Source organism: Streptomyces sp. NBC_01477, from assembly GCF_036227245.1.
Taxonomy (GTDB): Bacteria; Actinomycetota; Actinomycetes; order Streptomycetales; family Streptomycetaceae; genus Actinacidiphila.
The window spans coordinates 2,096,874-2,113,064 of sequence record NZ_CP109445.1; the positions used below are offsets into that span (position 1 = coordinate 2,096,874).

The window sequence follows — 16,191 nt, forward strand, 5'->3', positions numbered from 1 at the left end:
TGAGTGAATTTCGTCTGAGGTGCCCGGTACGCGGGCATGAATCTGCCCGGGACCGAACTGTCGGGGACCGGACGGGAGACGTGCGTGCTGTTCGAGGTGTGGGCGCCCGATGCCCAGCGGGTGGAGATCCTGATCGACGAGCGTGCCCACCGGCTCGGCCCTGACCCGGCCAATGCGGGCTGGTGGCGCGCCGAGCTGCCCGCGCCGGCGGGCACCCGCTACGCGTACGTGCTGGACGGCGGCCCGCCGCTGCCGGACCCGCGGTCGCGGCGGCAGCCGGAGGGACCCGACGGGCCGAGCGCGGTCGTCGACCACGACGCCTTCGCCTGGTCGGCGCCCTGGCCGGGCCGCGGGCTGCCGGGCGCGGTCCTGTACGAGCTGCATGTCGGCACCTTCACCCCGGGGGGCACTTTCGACGCGGCCATCGAACGGCTGCCGCACCTGGCCAGGCTCGGCATCACCCACATCGAGCTGATGCCGGTCTGCCCCTTCCCCGGCACCAACGGCTGGGGCTACGAGGGGGTGTCGCTGTGGGCGGTGCACGAGCCCTACGGCGGCCCCGAGGCGATGAAGCGCTTTGTCGACGCGGCACATCAGCACGGCCTCGGCGTGGTCCTCGACGTGGTGCACAACCACCTCGGCCCGTCGGGCAACCATCTGCCGCCGTTCGGCCCGTACTTCACGGACCGCCACCACACGCCCTGGGGCGACGCGGTGAATCTCGACGCGCCCGGCTCCGACGAGGTCCGCGCCTTCCTGACCGGCAGCGCGCTGGCCTGGCTGCGGGACTACCGCCTCGACGGGCTGCGGCTCGACGCGGTCCACGCGCTGGTCGACACCCGCGCGCTGCACTTCCTCGAAGAGCTGTCCACGGCGGTCGACGGCCTGTCGGCGGCGCTCGGCCGCCCGCTGTTCCTGATCGCCGAGTCCGACCTCAACGACCCGCGCACCACCGCCCCGCGCGAGGCGGGCGGCCTGGGCCTGCACGCCCAGTGGAACGACGACTTCCACCACGCCCTGCACACCGCCGTCACCGGCGAGGCCCAGGGCTACTACGCCGACTTCGCCGCGGCGGGACCCGCCGCGGTCGCCAAGACCCTCGGGCGCGGCTTCTTCCACGACGGCAGCTACTCCTCCTTCCGCGGCCGCCACCACGGCCGCCCGCTCGACCCCGCCACCGCCCCCGGCCACCGGCTGCTCGGCTACAGCCAGACCCACGACCAGATCGGCAACCGGGCCACCGGCGACCGGCTCACCCCCCAGCAGCTGGCCGCCGCGGCGGCCCTGGTGCTGACCTCGCCCTTCACCCCGATGCTGTTCATGGGCGAGGAGTGGGGCGCCGCCACCCCCTGGCAGTTCTTCACCGACCACCACGACCCGGAGCTGGGCGCGGCCATCACCCGCGGCCGGCGGCGCGAATTCGCCTCCCACGGCTGGGCCGAGCAGGACGTGCCCGACCCGCAGGACCCCGCCACCAGGGACCGTTCCTGCCTGGACTGGGCCGAGCAGAACAAGCCCGAGCACCACGAACTGCTGGAGTGGTACCGCGCCCTGATCGCCCTGCGCCGCTCCGAGCCGGCCCTGACCGACCCGCAGCTCGACGCGGTCACCGCCACCGCGGGAGGCCGTACGCTGCGGGTGGCCCGCGGCCCGTTCCGTATCGTGGTCAACTTCTCCGACGCCCCCGCCCGGGTGCCGCTCAACACGCCGTGCGAGATGGTGCTGGCGCGCCCCGGCTGCAAACTCCTGCCGGGTCCCGCCGTCCAGCTCCCCGCCCGCGGGGCGGCCGTCCTGCGGACCACGGGCGCTACGGTGGACGGGTGACGCAGACACCCCACTCCCCCGACAGCGCGCCGGTCGCGGACTGCGTGCTGTGCGGCGAGCCGACCGAACACCCGGCGAGCACCCGCGGCGCCACGTACTGCCCGGTGTGCGAATGGCAGGAGGCCCAGCGCAACGCCTGCTCCGGCTAGGTCCCGAGCAGGGCGGCCCGGCTGGCGGCGACGTCGAAGCCGGCCTTCGGGTATTCGGGGCCGATCAGCTCAAGGTGTTCGAGCAGCAGCTTGGCGACCGCCCAGTTGCGGTACCACTTGCGGTCGGCGGGCACCAGGTACCAGGGCGCGCTGTCGGTCGAGCAGCGGTCGAGGGCGGCCTCGTACGCCTCCTGGTACGCGGGCCACCGGGCGCGCTCGGCGATGTCGCCGTCGTTGAACTTCCAGTGCTTGGCCGGGTTGTCGAGCCGGGCCACCAGGCGCTCCTTCTGCTCCTGGTAGCCGATGTGCAGAAAGATCTTCACTACGGTGACACCGTCGTCGGCGAGCGACTGCTCGAAGCGGTTGATCACCCCGTACCGCCGGCTCCAGGTGGCCCGCGGCACCAGGTCGTGCACCCGGGTGATCAGCACGTCCTCGTAGTGCGAACGGTCGAAGACACCGATCTCCCCCGGTGCGGGCAGCGCCTTGCGGATCCGCCACAGGAACGGGTGCGACAGCTCCTCGTCGGTCGGCGTCTTGAACGCCTTCACCCGCACGCCCGTCGGGTTCAGCCCGCTCGCCACGTGCTTGACGGTGCCGCCCTTGCCCGAGGTGTCCATGCCCTGGAGCACCAGCAGCAGGCAGCGCGGATCACCCGACGTACTCTGCGCGAACAGCCGCTCCTGCAACTCGGCCAGCTGCTGCCGCACCTGCGCGGTCTCGGCCTTCGCCATCGCCTTGCCGCCCGGATCGCCGGGGGTCGCCCGGGTGTCGAAATCCGCCAGGCTCACCCCGCCCTGCGGCACCCGCAGCAGCGAGCGCAGCCCGCCGTCCGCCTTCTCCTGCTTGTCCTTGGCCATGCACAGATCCTGCGCCGGTTCAGGGCGCTCCGCCAGCGTCGTGCGGCCGCCCGGCCTCCCGGGCCAGCGCGGTCAGCCGGGACACCGCACGGAAATACTTCTTCCGGTACCCCCCGGCCAGCAACTCGGGGCCGAACAGCTTGTCGAACGGTACGCCCGAGGCCGTCACCGGTATCTCCCGGTCGTACAGACGGTCGGCGAGCACCACGATCCGCAGCGCCGTCGCCTGGTCGGTGACCTCGCTCACCCCGCGCAGGAACACCGCCGCCACCCCGTCGCACAGCGCCCCGTACCTGCTCGGGTGCACGGTGGCCAGATGCGCGGCCAGCGCCCCGAAGTCGTCGAGCGCCGACCCGGGCGTACGCAGCGCCGCCCGCGTCACCTGCTCGTCGGCGTACGGCTCCGGCGCCCGCGGCAGTCCGCGGTGCCGGAAGTCCTCACCGTCGATCCGGATACTGGTGAACCGCGCGGACAGGCCCTGGATCTCCCGCATGAAGTCCGCGGCGGCGAACCGCCCCTCCCCCAGCTTGCCCGGCAGCGTGTTCGACGTCGCCGCCAGCCGTACTCCGGCGTCGGCGAGCTTGCCGAGCAGCGTCGACACCAGCACGGTGTCGCCCGGGTCGTCCAGCTCGAACTCGTCGATGCACAGCAGGCGGTGGTCCTTGAGCGCCTGCACCGCCGGCTGGAAGCCGAGCGCCCCGACCAGATTCGTCAGCTCCACGAACGTGCCGAAGGCCTTGCGCTCACGGGGGGCGGGGGTGGCGTGCCACAGGGAGGCCAGCAGATGCGTCTTGCCGACGCCGTAGCCGCCGTCCAGATACACCCCGCCGGCCGGCGGCGCGGGCGGCTCGCTCCTGAACCAGCGCCGGCGCGCCCGCGGCGCCTGGTGCCCCGCGAAGTCCCGCAGCCGCGCGACCGCCGCGGCCTGGCTCGGCTGGGCCGGGTCCGCCTCGTACGTCTCGAACCGCACACCGTCGAACCGCGGCGGCGGCACCATCTCCTGAACCAGCCGCCCGACCTCGACGTGCGGGCTGCGCCCACTGAGGGCAACCGGCTTGATCAGAGCGGAGGAGGACACGGCTCCTTAGCGTAGTGCGTACCCCCACACCTGGCGGCCCGGGGTCGTCCGCCCCACAGCCACCCACCACCGACAGATGGCCGCCGACCGGCCGAGAGGGGACCCCCCGGGGTCCCGCCCACCACAGCCACCCACCACCGACAGATGGCCGCGGGCCGGCCGGGAGGGAACGCCCCGGGGTCCCGCCCACCACACCCACCCACCAACGACAGATGGCCGCCGACCGGCCGGGAGGGGACGATCCGGGGGTGTCCCCGCAGGACTGCGCACAACTCCCGCAGGAACGTTTGCACAGAGCCAGGGTGCGCAGTCCGAGGAGATACCCCCGGAGCGGCACCGACCCCACCCCACCCACGCCAAGCGCACCCCACCCCCGGCCCACGCGGAAAACCCGGCCACCCAGCCACCCAGCCATCCGAGGCCACCGCCGCCCGGCCACCCGAGGGCACCCCCGGCCGCCCCCGCGCGCCCCGGCAAGACCTCCGTGGAAGACTGCACGTCATGCGCCGCCTGCACCCTTCCGCCGGGACGGCGGACGACGCCGACCTCGCCACCCCCCTCGGCCTGGCCGCCGCCTACGCGTATCCGGCCCCCCGCGAGAAGGACCGCCCGTACCTACGGGCGAACATGGTCGCGTCGCTCGACGGCGCCGCCCACGCCGACGGCAAGTCCGCCCCCCTCTCCTCCCCCGCCGACATGCGCATCTTCGGCACGCTGCGCGCCCTCGCGGACGTGATCGTGGTCGGCGCGGAGACGGTCCGCCAGGAGGGCTACCGCCCGGCCAAGGCCCGTAAGGACTTCGCCGAACAGCGCGCCGGGGAAGGCCGGCCGCCGGCCGCGGCGATCGCGGTGGTGAGCCGCCGGCTCGACCTGGACTTCGACGCGCCGCTCTTCCGGGAGCCGCTCACGCCGACCATCGTGCTGACCGGCGCCGCGGCGCCCGAGCAGCGCCTTGCCGCGGCGAGGGCGGCCGGCGCCCACGTCATCGTGGCCCCCGCAGGCGAAGGCGCAGGCACAGGCGGAGGCACCCCGGCCGACGCCACCGCCGTGGACCCGGCCCGCGCGGTCGCGGAATTGGCGGCGCTGGGCCACACCCGCCTGCTGCACGAGGGCGGCCCCCGCCTCCTCGCGGGCTTCGCGGCGGCCGGCGTGGTGGACGAACTGTGCCTGACGGTGGCGCCGCTGCTGCTCGGCGGGGACGCCCCGCGCATCGCGAACGGCCCGGCCGTGCCCGACGGCCCGACCCGCTTCGTACCGCTGTCCGTCCTGGAGGAGGACGGCTACCTGTTCACCCGCTACGTCCGCGCGTAGCCGCGGATGCGCAGGCGCGAACGGCTACGCGCAGGCCCGGCCCCCGTGTCCGCGCGTAGCCGCAGACACGGGGGGGCACACGAAGGTCAGCCCCTCCCGGGGCAAGGATGAGCCGCAAAAAACCGGATTCATCCGTTCCGCTTGGCTCCGCTCGGGAAGACTTACAGCGGTGCTCTGTGAAGATCGGGGGCAGGATGGATTCCGTAGCGGCCGAGTGGCCCGTGAGAAAGAAGGACGCGTCCGTGTTCACGACCGTACTCATGATCGAGAAGCCGCTCGCTCCGGCGGACGTGGAGCTGGTCACGACCCTGCACGGCGAGGAGCAGGTCTCCTTCGTGGTGCTGATGCAGCCCCGCGGCGACCAGGACCGGCTGCTGCGGGCGGTGGACGACGTGGCGCTCGGCCATCTGGAGAACGCGGCCCGCGAGAACGAGGTGCCGGAGGGCAGCGACGCCTTCAAGCCGGCCGAACTCGCGCTCGCGCACTCCGTCGAGTCGCTGCACCGGGCCGGCGCCGAGGCGGTCGGCGAGATCGTCCAGCGGCACCCGCTGGACGTGCTGCGGACGGTGGTGGAGCGGACCGGCGCAGACGAGGTCATCGTGCTGACGGCGCCGCATTTCGTGGAGGAGTTCTTCCACCGCGACTGGACCTCCCGGGCCCGGCACAAGGTGGGGGTGCCGGTGCTCAAGCTGTTCGCGCAGCAGGACGACGCGGAGTAGCCGGGCGGGAGCGGACGCCCGGCGGTCGAGGCGGCGATGACTCCGGGCGCCCGCGGGCAGTGCGAGAATTCGGCTGACCCGTCAAACGGCCCACCCTTGGGAGATCCGCGTATGAGCCCGTCCGTTCCGCCCACCATGGACCGACCGCACTTCATCGGTATCGGCGGCGCCGGGATGTCGGGGATCGCGAAGATCCTCGCGCAGCGCGGGGCGCGGGTGGCGGGCAGTGACTCACGTGAGTCGGAGACGGCCGCGGCGCTGCGCGCGCTGGGCGCGACCGTGCACATCGGGCACGACGCCGCGCACCTGGCGCAGGACGCCACCGCCGTGGTCGTCTCCAGCGCGATCCGCCCGGAGAATCCGGAGCTGGCCGCGGCCCGCGAGCGCGGGGTGCCGGTGGTGCACCGCAGTGACGCGCTGGCCGCGCTGATGGAGGGCACCCGGCCGATCGCGGTGGCGGGCACGCACGGCAAGACGACCACCACCTCGATGCTGGCGGTCGCGCTGACCGCGCTCGGCCTCGACCCGTCGTACGCGATCGGCGGCGACCTGGACGCGCCCGGGTCCAACGCCCTCCACGGCGGCGGCGAGGTCTTCGTCGCCGAGGCCGACGAGAGCGACCGCAGCTTCCACACGTACGCGCCCGAGGTGGCGATCGTGCTGAACGTGGAGCTGGACCACCACGCCAACTACGCCTCGCTGGAAGAGATCTACGAGTCCTTCGAGACCTTCGTCGGCAAGGTGCGGCCCGGCGGCACTCTGGTGATCTCGGCCGACCAGGCGGGCGCGGTGGAGCTGACCTCCCGGGTACGGGACATCGGCGGGCTGCGGATCGTGACGGTGGGCGAGTCGCAGGACGCCGACGTCCGGGTGGTGAAGATCAATCCGCGCGGCCTGGCCAGCGAGGTCACCGTGCTGCTCGACGGCAGGATGCTGACCTTCACCGTGTCGGTGCCCGGCCGGCACTACGCGCTCAACGCGGTCGCCGCGCTGGCCGCGGGCATCGCGATCGGCGCCCCGGCCCGGAATCTGGCGTCGGCGCTGGCGAAGTACACCGGCGTCAAGCGGCGGCTCCAGCTCAAGGGCGAGGCGGCCGGCGTGCAGGTGATCGACTCCTACGCGCACCATCCGACCGAGATGGCCGCCGACCTGGAGGCGATCCGCGGCGCCGCGGAGGGCGGCCGGGTGCTGGTGGTCTTCCAGCCGCACCTGTTCAGCCGCACCCGGGAGCTGGGCGTGGAAATGGGCCGCGCCCTGGCGCTCGCCGACGCGTCGGTGGTGCTGGACATCTATCCGGCCCGCGAGGACCCGATCCCGGGGGTGACCAGCGCGGTCATCATCGACGCTGCGAAGGCGGCGGGCGCCGACGTGACCGCCGAGTCCGACCGGGACGCGGTGGCCGGGGTGGTGGCAGGAATGGCGAAGCCCGGTGATCTCGTTCTCACCATGGGGGCTGGCGACGTGACCGACCTCGGACCACGGATTCTCGCCCGTCTCGGCAGCTGAGAGGAGCTCCATGTCGTACGAAGTGAACAAGACCGACGAGCAGTGGCGCGAGGAGCTGTCGCCGCAGGAGTACGCGGTCCTGCGCAAGGCCGGCACCGAGCGTCCGTTCGTCGGTGAGTACACCGACGTCAAGACCGAGGGCGTGTACGGGTGCCGGGCGTGCGGCGCCGAGCTCTTCCGCTCCGACACCAAGTTCGAGTCGCACTGCGGCTGGCCGTCGTTCTACGACCCGGCCGACAGCGACGCGGTCGAGCTGATCGAGGACCGCACGATGGGCATGGTGCGGGTGGAGGTGCGCTGCGCGCGCTGCGGCTCCCACCTCGGCCATGTCTTCGAGGGCGAGGGCTACGGCACCCCGACCGACCAGCGCTACTGCATCAACTCGATCTCACTGCGGCTCAGCCCGAAGGAGTAGCGGCCGGGCAGGCCCCCGTAGGTCCGTACGGGGGCCTTTTCGTACCGTCAGCCGGCCGCCGGTGCCCGGTCGAGGGTGAAGTCCGGGCCGACCGCGCCGGCGAGCGCCGGGAGCTGGCCGGTGGCCACGGCGAGGGCGACGTGGTCGTGGAAGTCGCGGGAGGCCACGATGAGGCCGTCACGGACCCGCAGCACCTGGATGTTGCGCACGGTGAAGGCGAGCCCCGTGGTGAGCGACCGGCCGCGGTAGTCGTACTCGGCGATGACGACCTCGGGGTCGTCGGTCCCGTGCACATGGATGTTCTCCGCCCGCATCTCCAGGCTGCCCGAGGCCAGCGCGACGAAGCGGGCGTGCAGCGTCGCCCGCCCGGTGATCCGGTCGGGCACGGGCAGGGCGAAGGGGATCTCGGCGACGGCGTCCTCGGCGTACAGCTCGGCGATCTCGGACCACCGTCCCGCCGCGATACGGGCGGCGAGCGTGCCGAAGACCTCGTGGGGCGTGGGCATGGTGGGGCTCCTCAGGACGTGCGGCTACAATCGGAGTCATGACTCCGCTACAGCTCCGACGATACGGACTGGGGACTCCGTTTGTCCACCGGTCGCAGGGCGGCGCCGCGTGACCGGGCAGCGGTCGCCACGGCCGCTGCGGGCCGACGCGCGGCGCAACCGGGAGCGGCTGCTCGATGCCGCGGAAGCCGTCTTCGCGGCGAGCGGCACCGGCGCGTCCACCGAGGAGATCGCCCAGCGGGCGGGGGTCGGGATCGGCACGGTCTTCCGGCACTTCCCGACGAAGGAGGCGCTGCTCGCCGCCGTCCACGAGCGGCTGCTGCGGCGGCTCGGCGAGGCCGCGGAGCGGCTCACCGCCGCGGATGATCCGGGGGCGGCCTTCCGCGAGTTCATCACGCTGGTCGCCGGGGAGTCGCCCGCGAAGAACGCCTACGCGGACGCGCTGGCCGAGGCCGGCGTCGATGTCGCCGGCCTCGGGGGCGAGGGGCGGTCCCTCGTGGCTCCCCACCTGGAGACGCTTCTGCTGCGCGCCCGGGGCGCGGGCGCCGTCCGCGCGGACGTGGGCTTCCCCGAACTGCGGGCGCTGCTCATCGGCGTGGCCCGAGCGGTCGAGACCACCCCGCCCGGCTCCGTCGCGCGCTCGACGGTCATCACCGTCTTCCTCGACGGCCTCCTCCCCCCACGATGACGCGGCGCTTGCGCCCTGGGGCGACTGCCCCTTGCGGTGGCGTGCTTGTCGGCTGCGCCGTCGTAGCTGGTCGCGCAGTTCCCCGCGCCCCCGGGTGAGTGCCACTCGCGGTGCACGCTAGCCTGCGGCGCCATGGGGGCTTGTCGCGCAGTCCCCCGCGCCCCTGGGTGGGTGCCCCTTGCGGTGGCGTTGCTTCTTTCCCACCGTCGTGGCTGAGCGCGCAGTTCCCCGCGCCCCTGGAAAAGCGCGCTTGCCCTCTGCGGCAGGGGACGAGCCCCGTAGGGGCGCGAGGAACCGCGCGGCCAGCCACCGCGCACCGCAGGTGTGAAGCCCACAGGAAGTGGCACCCACCTGGGGGCGCGGGGAACCGCGCGACAAGCCACCGCGGCGCTGCACGCGAAAAGCCACCGCAAGAGGCGCCCTCTCACGCGGCGAGGAGGCAAAGCCTCACGCCATGTGGGAAGCCGCACGGGTCGAGAGGAGCGCGGCGGCAGCCGCAAGCAGCGCCGAGACGGCGAGCCCCAGCAGGGGGTAGTGGACCGAGCCGGTCCGCGAGCCGGTGACCAGGAACGACCACCCCCCGCTCCGCAGCAGCGGCGGATTCGTGACCGCCCCGACCGCCGCGCCGAGCAGCACGGAGACCGCGGCGGCGGCCAGCCCCGCAACGATCGCCGCCCCCCTCGGCACCCCCGTGCTCATGTCGTCGGAATGCGCACTGCTGATCGCCGCGACGACCCCCGTACCGGCCGCCCCGAGCAGTGACGACGCGAGCAGTCCGGTCAGCAGCGCGGCGGCGTGCGCGCGCCCGGCGCCCACCGCGGAGGCCACGCACGCCCGCGCGGCCGACGCCCCGCAGCGCCCACGGCCCGCGCAGCCCGTAACGCCGTCCGACACCGTCGAGTCGCAGTCCCGTATCGCGCACGGCCCTCATCCTGGACCACCCTGCCGCGCGGGCCAAGCGGCGGTGGCAGACTTGGGCCGTGACCAGCCCCTTCCAGCACAGTGCCACCGAGCGGGACGCGGCCCCGCAGTTCGTCCTGCCGCTCGTGGTGCGCATCGAGCGGGACGCCCCGCCGCCGCGCACCGACGCGCTGGAGACCTCGGCCCGTGCCGTACTGACCCTGCTGTCCGACGAGCGCGCCACCGACGAGGACGGCGAGTGGGCGCAGGCGGTACGGGACTGGCAGGACGCAAGGATCAGGAAGGTCGTACGGCGCGCGCGGGGCGGGGAGTGGCGGCGGGCGGAGACGCTGCCCGGCATCACCGTCACCGGGCAGAGCGCCGAGGTCCGGGTCTTCCCGCCGGTGCCGCTGGACGGCTGGCCCAAGGATCTGGCCAAGCTCCAGGTGTCGGGGACCGAACTCGACGATCCCGAGACGCCGTTGCCGCCGGATCCGGCGGAGCCGGTGCTCTGGACCAACCCGGACCTCTCGATGTCCGCGGGCAAGGCGATGGCCCAGACCGGGCACGGGGCGCAGCTCGTGTGGTGGGAGCTGGACGCGGACGAGCGCGTGGCGTGGCGGGCGGCGGGTTTCCCCCTCGCGGTCCGCGAGCCGTCCTCCCGTGCGTGGGCCCGGCTCTCCACCACGACGGGCCTGCCCGTGGTCCGCGATGCCGGCTTCACGGAGATCCCCCCGGGCTCCCCCACGATCATCGCGGACCACCCCGCCCTCCGCGCGTAGCGCTGCCGCTGGGCCTGAGCGACTGCCCCTCTTGCGGTGCGCATGTCCCCGCGGTGCCGCGGGGGTTGGCCGCGCAGTTCCCCGTCCCTGGGGGGTGGTGCGGTCCGTCTCCACACGACGGTTCGTCGTGGCTTGTCGCGCAGTTCCCCGCGCCCCTGAGGGCCTGCCCTCTGCGGCAGAGGACGCCCCAAAGGGGCGCGGGGAACTGCGCGGCCCGCCACAGCGCACCGCAGGTGTGAAGCCAACAGGAAGTGGCACCTGCCCAGGGGGGCGGGGAACCGCGCGACAAGCCACCGCGGCGCAGCACGCGAGAAGCCACCGCAAGAGGCACCCCGCCCAGGGGCACGCGGGGAACTGCGCGGCCCGACGGAGCACCCGGGAGCGCGTCCCGGGCGGGCGGGGGCTAAGGGAGGAGGACGAGGCGGCCCCGGAGACCCGCTTCCGCCGCCCGGGAATGAGCCGCCGAAGCCCGCGCCAGCGCATACGTACCGGCGACGCGCAGCGTAAGCCGGCCCGCGTCGGCGAGTCCCGCCAGCTCGGAGAGCCCCGCCCCGTCGGCGTGGACCCAGACGTTCGCGACCCGCGTCCCCCGCCGCGGAACGGGGTCCTCGCCGAGGCCGACGGCGACGAAGCCGCCCCCCGTGCGCAGCGCTTCGAGCGCGGCCGTCTTGAGCCGGGCGGCGTCGAGGACCCCGTCGACGCCGCCGGGCACGACCGCGCGGACCGCGTCGGCGACCCGCCCGCCGCGCGGCACGAAGTGCTCCGCCCCGAAGCCGCGGACCAGCTTCTCGTCGGCGGGTGCGGCGACGGCGACGACCCGCAGGCCGCGCGCCGCGGCGAGTTCGACCGCGAAGCCGCCGACGCCGCCGGCCGCGCCGGTGACCAGCAGGGTGTCCCCGGGGGCGAGGCCGAGCAGGTCGAGCCCCTGTGCGGCGGTGAGGCCGCACAGCGGCAGGGTGGCCGCCTCGGCGGGGGACGCGTTCCGCGGGGCGCGTCCCACGGCCGCCGCGTCGAGTACGACGTACTCCGCGTACGCCCCGGTGGGCAGGTCGAGCCGGTCGACCAGCCCGATCACGGCGTCGCCGACGGCGAAGCCGGCGCCCGCCCCGACGGCGTCGACCGTGCCGGCGACGTCCCAGCCGAGCCCGAACTGCGGCTGCGGCTCCGCGAAGCCGATCGCGAGCATGGCCCCGGCGCGTACCGCGAGGTCCACCGGGTTCACGGCGGCGGCCTGCACCGCGACCCGGACCTGCCCCGGGCCGGGCTCGGGCAGCGGGTGCTCGACGGTTTCCAGCGCGTCGGGACCGCCGAAGTCCCGTACGACGACTGCAAGCATGGCTGTTCTCCTGGTCTCCCGGGTTCACTGACGGGTTGCCGCGCAGGACCGCTGCGCGTACCTCAGAACCTAGGTGGGGCTACTCTCTTCCGGTAAGCAGGCACCTGGAAGTGCGTAACCCACGCGGGAGTCGTCATGCCCACCCGGACCGCGGCCCAGCGCCGCGCGGAAGCCAGAACCGCCTACGACGCCTTCATGGCGGTGTGCCCGTCGCGGCAGTTGCTCGACCGGATCAGCGACAAGTGGGCGACGCTCATCGTCACGGCCCTGGCGGACGGCCCGCTGCGTTACGCCGAGCTGGCCCGGGTGATCGCCGGGGTGAGCCAGAAGATGCTCACCCAGACCCTGCGCGCGCTGGAGCGCGACGGGCTGGTGACGCGTACGGTCACCGCGGCCGTGCCGGTCAGGGTGGACTACGAGCTGACCGGCATCGGCCGTGACCTGCTGGTGGTGCTGGCCGCCGTCAAGGCCTGGTCGGAGCGGCACATCGAGGAGGTGCTCGACGCCCGCGAGGCCTATGACGCGGCGCAAGCCGAGGCGTGAGCCCCGGGGCGGCGGCGCGGCTCAGGCCAGCCCGGCGACCAGGTCGGCGACGGCGCGCCGCCGGCCGGTGTAGAACGGCACTTCCTCGCGGACGTGCATCCGCGCCTCGGAGGCCCGCAGCAGCCGCATGAGGTCGACGATGCGGTACAGCTCGTCGGCCTCGAAGGCGAGGATCCACTCGTAGTCGCCGAGCGAGAAGGAGGCGACGGTGTTGGCGCGGACGTCGGGGTAGCCGCGGGCCAGCTTCCCGTGGTCGGCGAGCATCCGGCGGCGGTCCTCGTCGGGCAGCAGGTACCAGTCGTACGAGCGCACGAAGGGGTAGACGCTGACGTAGTCGCGGGGCGTCTCGTCGGCCAGGAAGGCCGGGATGTGCGACTTGTTGAACTCGGCCGGGCGGTGCAGCGCCATGTTCGACCAGACCGGCTCAAGAGCGCGGCCCAGCCGGGTGCGGCGGAAGAGGTTGTACGCCTCCTGGAGCGCTTCCGCCGTCTCGGCGTGCCACCAGATCATCAGGTCGGCGTCGGCCCGCAGCCCGGAGACGTCGTAGGTGCCGCGGATCGTGACGTCCTTGGCGGCGAGCCCGGCGAACAGCTCCTCGACCTCGTCCGCGTAGCCGGCGCGGTCCTCGGGCAGCGGGGCGCGCAGCCGGAAGACCGACCAGAGCGTGTAGCGGATGACCTCGTTGAGGTCCTTGGCCTTCTTGCCCGCGTTGGCGGCCTTGGCGTGCGCGGTGGCTTCCGCGGCGGCGGAGTCGAGGGCGTGGGCGGCAGTCGAGTCGGTCATGCGGCTATTCTCCCGCGCCGCCCGCACCGCCCGGCACCAGGGTGCCCAGCACCTCGGACGCCGCCCGGTGCCCGCTGCCGACGCAGGCCGGAATGCCCACCCCGTCGTAGACGGCGCCGCAGACCGCCAGGCCGGGCAGCTTGCCGACCTGTTCGCGGATACGGGCGACGCGGTCCAGGTGGCCGACCGGATACTGCGGCAGCCCGGCGTCCCAGCGGGTGACCCGGGCGGCGACCGGTGCGGCCCGCAGGCCGACCGCCTCGGCCAGGTCCTCCCGGGACAGCCGCACCAGGTCGGTGTCGTCCCAGGCCAGGTCCGCCTCGTCGCCGTGGCGGCCGACCGAGGTGCGCAGCACCGCCGTGTCGCCGCCCGCCGCGTCCAGCCAGCCCCACTTGCGGCTGGAGAAGGTCGAGGCCTTGATCGTCCGGCCGTCGACCGGCGGGACGAGGAAGCCGCTGGATTCGGGCAGCCGGTGCAGGTCGCTGCGGCGGTAGGCCATGGTGACCAGCGCCATGCGCGCGTACTCGACGCTGTCCAGTTCGGCCGCGGCGGCCGGCGACTCGGCGCCGAGCAGGTGGGCGGCGGCGGGCGCGGGGACGGCGAGGACCACGGCGTCGGCGTCGAGGGTGCGGTCGCCCAGGCGGATCCGCCAGCCGTGCGGCCCGGTCCTGTGCAGCTCGCGCACCCGGGCGCCGGTCTCGATGACGACACCGGCGGCCCGGCAGGCGTCGGCGACCGCGAGCGGCAGCCGGCCGACCCCGCCGCGGATGCCGTTGAAGACCGGCCCGCTGCCGGCCGAGGCGGCGGCGCGGCGCTGGACGCCGCGGGCGGCCTCGATCAGCGAACGCCCGCCGCGGGCCGCGGCATAGAGCTGGGGCACGGCGGCACGCAGCGAGATCTCGTACGCGTTGCCCGCGTAGACCCCGCCGAGCAGCGGTTCGACCAGCCGGTCGACGACCTCGCGGCCGAGCCGGGCGGCGACGAAGGCGCCGACGCCCACGTCGCCGTCGATCCGGGTACGCGGCAGGACGTGGTCGAGCGGCAGCCGGGCCAGGCCCGCGGCGGAGAGCACGCCGGAGGCGGCGAGCGGGCCGAGGTCGCCGGGGACGCCCATCACGTGGCCCTTGGGCATGGGGCGCAGCCGGCCGCGGGTCCACAGGGTGGCGCCGAGCACGGCGGGCGGCTCCAGGTCGTCGCCGAGGCCGACCTCGCGGGCGAGGTCCACCGCTTCGGGGCGGCGGGCGAGGATCGATTCGGCGCCGAGGTCGACCGGCACCCCGGCGATCTCGTCCGCGTGCAGCTTGCCGCCGAGCCGGGGCGAGGCTTCGAGCAGGGTCACCCGGGCGCCGGCGCCGGCCAGCCGGTGGGCGGCGGCGAGTCCCGAGATGCCGCCGCCGACGACCACCACATGTCCCCCGGCGGGTCCCGCCGCCCGGTCGTGGGCTGCTGCCGGACCGCTGCCGCTGTGCGTGTGGCTCATGCCTCCACTGTCTCAGACTCCGGATCGAGTTCCGACCGTGACGTCTTCGGTACCGCGGAACGGCAACGGGACCGCGGCGGCGCCCGTCAAACCGGCGCTATCGCACAACGGCCCTGTCCTTGGGGGGAATTGAGATGAGACTCAGTACGAGACAGCACGCGCCGCGGGCCCGTCGCCGGCCGCGTGCCGCCGTCTTCGCGAGCCTGCTGCTGGCCGCCGTGCTCGGCGTCGCCGGATGCGGCGCGTCGTCCGACAGCAGCACGGCCGACAAGGCGGCGGCGCCGGCAGCGGCGGCGAAGGGCGCCCAGGAAGGCGCGCCGGACGCCGACAGCGGCAACAGCAGCGGCGGCGGCTCGGACAGCGGGGCCGCGACGGAGAGCGCCGGGGGAAGCGGGGGCACCGGGAGCAGCGCCCCGGCCGCCGCCGCGCCCTCCGCGGGCGCGAAGAAGGCCCCGGCGCTGGCCCCGACGTATCTGGTGCGCACCGCCGACCTGAGCATCCGCACCCCTCATGTCGCGGACGCGTTGGAGCACGCCAGGGCGCTGGCCGACGGCGCGGGCGGCTGGGCGGGCGACGAGAACACGGCGGTGGACACGGCCGGCCACACCACCTCCACCATCGAGCTGCGGGTGCCGCCGGCGGCGTACGACAAGCTGCTCGACGACCTCAGCGGGCTCGGCAAGCTGCTGGGGCGCAAGGTGAGTGTTCAGGACGTCACCGGCCAGGTGGTGGACGTGCAGAGCCGGGTGAAGTCGCAGCAGGCCAGCGTCGACCGGGTGCGGAAGCTGATGGACCAGGCGTCAGGGCTCAGTGACGTGGTCTCGCTGGAAAGCGAACTGAGCACCCGTGAGGCCGCGTTGGAGGCGCTGGAGGCCCAGCAGGCGTCCTTGCGGGCACAGGCGGACCTGGCCACGGTGACGCTGCGGCTGAGCGAGCCGCCGGTCAAGGCCGCGCCGCACGTGGCCCCGAAGCCGGAGAAGGACGGCTTCTGGACGACGGTCGGCCACGCGCTGCGCGGCGGCTGGCACGCCTTCTCGGTGACGGTGCGGACGGTGCTCGTCGTGCTGTCCGTGCTGCTGCCCTTCCTCGCCCTCGGGGCGCTGGTCTGGGCGGCGTACCGGCAGGTGCGCCGGTGGTGGCCGCGGGCCGAGCCGACCGCGCCGGACCGGTCGCGGACGGCAGGCGGGCTGCCGGAGTATCCGCGGGAGCGGGCCGCCGGCCGGCAGGCCGAGGAGGAGGCGGAGCCGCAGGAGGAGCACGGCCCGCCGGTCGGCTGACCGGGGGCCGGGGCTCACCGCCCGGGACCGGCGC

At 74.4% G+C, this 16,191-nt stretch carries 17 protein-coding genes; 10 read left to right on the forward strand and 7 right to left on the reverse strand.

Annotation, left to right across the window (positions count from 1 at the left end; genetic code table 11):
* The first annotated feature begins 36 nt into the window (after nucleotides 1-36).
* Together treZ and OHA86_RS08300 are read left to right on the forward strand one after the other, a co-directional pair.
* Nucleotides 37-1,824, forward strand: coding sequence for a malto-oligosyltrehalose trehalohydrolase (gene treZ / locus OHA86_RS08295; protein ID WP_443071669.1), 1,788 nt, complete (start codon nucleotides 37-39; stop codon nucleotides 1,822-1,824).
* Nucleotides 1,821-1,973 carry a hypothetical protein gene (locus OHA86_RS08300; RefSeq protein ID WP_329173756.1) on the forward strand — a complete coding sequence of 51 codons (153 nt, stop codon included), beginning with the start codon at nucleotides 1,821-1,823 and terminating at the stop codon, nucleotides 1,971-1,973. The genes treZ and OHA86_RS08300 overlap by 4 nt, the downstream gene beginning before the upstream one ends.
* On the opposite strand, the gene OHA86_RS08305 is transcribed toward OHA86_RS08300, so the two are convergent.
* Complete coding sequence (locus OHA86_RS08305) at nucleotides 1,970-2,833, reverse strand: polyphosphate kinase 2 family protein (RefSeq protein WP_329173758.1); 864 nt, start codon at nucleotides 2,831-2,833, stop codon at nucleotides 1,970-1,972. The two genes, OHA86_RS08300 and OHA86_RS08305, sit on opposite strands and share 4 nt — an antisense overlap.
* A gap of 19 nt (nucleotides 2,834-2,852) precedes the next feature.
* Complete coding sequence (gene zapE / locus OHA86_RS08310) at nucleotides 2,853-3,911, reverse strand: cell division protein ZapE (protein WP_329173760.1); 1,059 nt, start codon at nucleotides 3,909-3,911, stop codon at nucleotides 2,853-2,855.
* A gap of 501 nt (nucleotides 3,912-4,412) precedes the next feature.
* On the opposite strand from zapE, the gene OHA86_RS08315 reads away from it, so the two are divergent.
* The 4 genes from OHA86_RS08315 to msrB all read left to right on the forward strand — a co-directional run bounded on the left by OHA86_RS08315 (nucleotide 4,413) and on the right by msrB (nucleotide 7,862).
* Entirely contained in the window at nucleotides 4,413-5,222 is an 810-nt protein-coding gene (locus OHA86_RS08315) for a pyrimidine reductase family protein (RefSeq protein ID WP_329173761.1), read from the forward strand.
* Nucleotides 5,223-5,464: 242 nt separating this feature from the next.
* On the forward strand, nucleotides 5,465-5,941 hold the full coding sequence (locus tag OHA86_RS08320; RefSeq protein WP_329173762.1) for an indole-3-glycerol phosphate synthase: 477 nt from the start codon (nucleotides 5,465-5,467) through the stop codon (nucleotides 5,939-5,941).
* A gap of 111 nt (nucleotides 5,942-6,052) precedes the next feature.
* Complete coding sequence (murC, locus tag OHA86_RS08325; protein WP_329173763.1) at nucleotides 6,053-7,447, forward strand: UDP-N-acetylmuramate--L-alanine ligase; 1,395 nt, start codon at nucleotides 6,053-6,055, stop codon at nucleotides 7,445-7,447.
* Nucleotides 7,448-7,457: 10 nt separating this feature from the next.
* On the forward strand, nucleotides 7,458-7,862 hold the full coding sequence (msrB, locus tag OHA86_RS08330) for a peptide-methionine (R)-S-oxide reductase MsrB (protein WP_329173764.1): 405 nt from the start codon (nucleotides 7,458-7,460) through the stop codon (nucleotides 7,860-7,862).
* 47 nt (nucleotides 7,863-7,909) lie between these two features.
* Here msrB and OHA86_RS08335 read toward each other — a convergent pair whose 3' ends face one another.
* Nucleotides 7,910-8,368 carry a nuclear transport factor 2 family protein gene (locus OHA86_RS08335; protein ID WP_329173765.1) on the reverse strand — a complete coding sequence of 153 codons (459 nt, stop codon included), beginning with the start codon at nucleotides 8,366-8,368 and terminating at the stop codon, nucleotides 7,910-7,912.
* Nucleotides 8,369-8,477: 109 nt separating this feature from the next.
* Here OHA86_RS08335 and OHA86_RS08340 point away from each other — a divergent pair, with 109 nt between their 5' ends.
* Nucleotides 8,478-9,056 (forward strand): TetR/AcrR family transcriptional regulator, encoded by a 579-nt coding sequence (locus OHA86_RS08340; RefSeq protein WP_329173767.1) that lies wholly within the window; start codon nucleotides 8,478-8,480, stop codon nucleotides 9,054-9,056.
* Nucleotides 9,057-9,503: 447 nt separating this feature from the next.
* Here OHA86_RS08340 and OHA86_RS08345 read toward each other — a convergent pair whose 3' ends face one another.
* On the reverse strand, nucleotides 9,504-9,884 hold the full coding sequence (locus tag OHA86_RS08345) for a hypothetical protein (protein WP_329173769.1): 381 nt from the start codon (nucleotides 9,882-9,884) through the stop codon (nucleotides 9,504-9,506).
* Between the two features lie 152 nt (nucleotides 9,885-10,036).
* On the opposite strand from OHA86_RS08345, the gene OHA86_RS08350 reads away from it, so the two are divergent.
* A complete protein-coding gene (locus OHA86_RS08350) occupies nucleotides 10,037-10,738 on the forward strand; it encodes a peptidyl-tRNA hydrolase (protein WP_329173771.1) in 702 nt (233 codons plus the stop codon).
* A gap of 403 nt (nucleotides 10,739-11,141) precedes the next feature.
* Here OHA86_RS08350 and OHA86_RS08355 read toward each other — a convergent pair whose 3' ends face one another.
* Complete coding sequence (locus OHA86_RS08355) at nucleotides 11,142-12,074, reverse strand: NADP-dependent oxidoreductase (protein ID WP_329173773.1); 933 nt, start codon at nucleotides 12,072-12,074, stop codon at nucleotides 11,142-11,144.
* A 135-nt stretch (nucleotides 12,075-12,209) separates the two neighbouring features.
* Here OHA86_RS08355 and OHA86_RS08360 point away from each other — a divergent pair, with 135 nt between their 5' ends.
* The gene (locus OHA86_RS08360; protein ID WP_329173775.1) at nucleotides 12,210-12,617 is read left to right on the forward strand and encodes a winged helix-turn-helix transcriptional regulator; all 408 of its coding nucleotides are present in this window, start codon (nucleotides 12,210-12,212) and stop codon (nucleotides 12,615-12,617) included.
* 21 nt (nucleotides 12,618-12,638) lie between these two features.
* Here the strand turns inward: OHA86_RS08360 and hemQ are convergent, their stop codons facing one another.
* Together hemQ and hemG are read right to left on the reverse strand one after the other, a co-directional pair.
* The gene (gene hemQ / locus OHA86_RS08365) at nucleotides 12,639-13,400 is read right to left on the reverse strand and encodes a hydrogen peroxide-dependent heme synthase (protein ID WP_329173776.1); all 762 of its coding nucleotides are present in this window, start codon (nucleotides 13,398-13,400) and stop codon (nucleotides 12,639-12,641) included.
* Between the two features lie 4 nt (nucleotides 13,401-13,404).
* Nucleotides 13,405-14,880, reverse strand: a complete 1,476-nt coding sequence (hemG, locus tag OHA86_RS08370) for a protoporphyrinogen oxidase (protein ID WP_329173778.1) — start codon at nucleotides 14,878-14,880, stop codon at nucleotides 13,405-13,407.
* 134 nt (nucleotides 14,881-15,014) lie between these two features.
* On the opposite strand from hemG, the gene OHA86_RS08375 reads away from it, so the two are divergent.
* Complete coding sequence (locus tag OHA86_RS08375; RefSeq protein WP_329173779.1) at nucleotides 15,015-16,157, forward strand: DUF4349 domain-containing protein; 1,143 nt, start codon at nucleotides 15,015-15,017, stop codon at nucleotides 16,155-16,157.
* The last annotated feature ends 34 nt before the right edge of the window (nucleotides 16,158-16,191 follow it).

Bases quoted from the DNA above. Each gene is read 5' to 3' on its own strand.
- treZ (WP_443071669.1), top strand. From the start codon at position 37: ATGAATCTGCCCGGGACCGAACTGTCGGGGACCGGACGGGAGACGTGC.
- OHA86_RS08305 (WP_329173758.1), bottom strand. From the start codon at position 2,833: ATGGCCAAGGACAAGCAGGAGAAGGCGGACGGCGGGCTGCGCTCGCTG.
- OHA86_RS08315 (WP_329173761.1), top strand. From the start codon at position 4,413: ATGCGCCGCCTGCACCCTTCCGCCGGGACGGCGGACGACGCCGACCTC.
- murC (WP_329173763.1), top strand. From the start codon at position 6,053: ATGAGCCCGTCCGTTCCGCCCACCATGGACCGACCGCACTTCATCGGT.
- msrB (WP_329173764.1), top strand. From the start codon at position 7,458: ATGTCGTACGAAGTGAACAAGACCGACGAGCAGTGGCGCGAGGAGCTG.
- OHA86_RS08335 (WP_329173765.1), bottom strand. From the start codon at position 8,368: ATGCCCACGCCCCACGAGGTCTTCGGCACGCTCGCCGCCCGTATCGCG.
- OHA86_RS08355 (WP_329173773.1), bottom strand. From the start codon at position 12,074: ATGCTTGCAGTCGTCGTACGGGACTTCGGCGGTCCCGACGCGCTGGAA.
- OHA86_RS08360 (WP_329173775.1), top strand. From the start codon at position 12,210: ATGCCCACCCGGACCGCGGCCCAGCGCCGCGCGGAAGCCAGAACCGCC.
- hemQ (WP_329173776.1), bottom strand. From the start codon at position 13,400: ATGACCGACTCGACTGCCGCCCACGCCCTCGACTCCGCCGCCGCGGAA.
- hemG (WP_329173778.1), bottom strand. From the start codon at position 14,880: ATGAGCCACACGCACAGCGGCAGCGGTCCGGCAGCAGCCCACGACCGG.
- OHA86_RS08375 (WP_329173779.1), top strand. From the start codon at position 15,015: ATGAGACTCAGTACGAGACAGCACGCGCCGCGGGCCCGTCGCCGGCCG.